Origin of the sequence: Oligella sp. HMSC09E12 (assembly GCF_001808505.1) — a bacterium.
GTDB lineage: Bacteria > Pseudomonadota > Gammaproteobacteria > Burkholderiales > Burkholderiaceae_B > Oligella > Oligella urethralis.
The window spans coordinates 1-607 of sequence record NZ_KV793573.1; the positions used below are offsets into that span (position 1 = coordinate 1).

Genomic DNA, 607 nt, shown 5'->3' on the forward strand with positions numbered 1-607 from the left:
AAATCAAGTTACACAAAATACCTTACACCCTCTACAGTATGACTTTCTTATGCTTTGTTTTTTTATTAATTTTCAATATAAACAAAAGCTATGCCTCCCAACAATCTCAACCTACATCCAGCGTAAGTGAAGCTCCAACACCGCAATTTTCTGATTACCCTGCACAAAAAACACACCATGGTAAAAATGCGCCCGTCAAATTGGTTTCTGAATTTGATCGCAACTTCAGAACTCGTATACGAGATACGGAAAACATGGAAGCCAACTTTGCTGGAAACCATGTCATCTCGACATGGGGCTGTGGCACCATGTGCACTATGGGCGTAGCAGTCAATACACAAACAGGGGATGTTACGGGTTTACCTGGAACTATCTGTTGCTGGTGGGGTGAAGGGGAAAATATTATTTTTAGACCCAATAGCCGTTTACTGATCTTAGCTGGAAGAATCAATGAAGGCGATGTTTATGGCGCTCATTTTTATGAGTTCCTAGACAATCAATTTGTCCACATCAAAACTACTGTACTACCTGAAAATGACTAACTACAGCTTTATGCCATAAACCATTCAGTACAAATCGAGTAGGGTGAGGTTTGCACCTCATCCCT

General features: G+C 40.7%; 1 protein-coding gene. It reads left to right on the forward strand.

Annotated features, from left to right (window positions below; all coding sequences use genetic code 11):
* Nucleotides 1–542: hypothetical protein (locus HMPREF3179_RS12250; protein WP_070469946.1), on the forward strand; the 542-nt coding region annotated here is incomplete at its 5' end.
* Nucleotides 543–607: the final 65 nt, after the last annotated feature.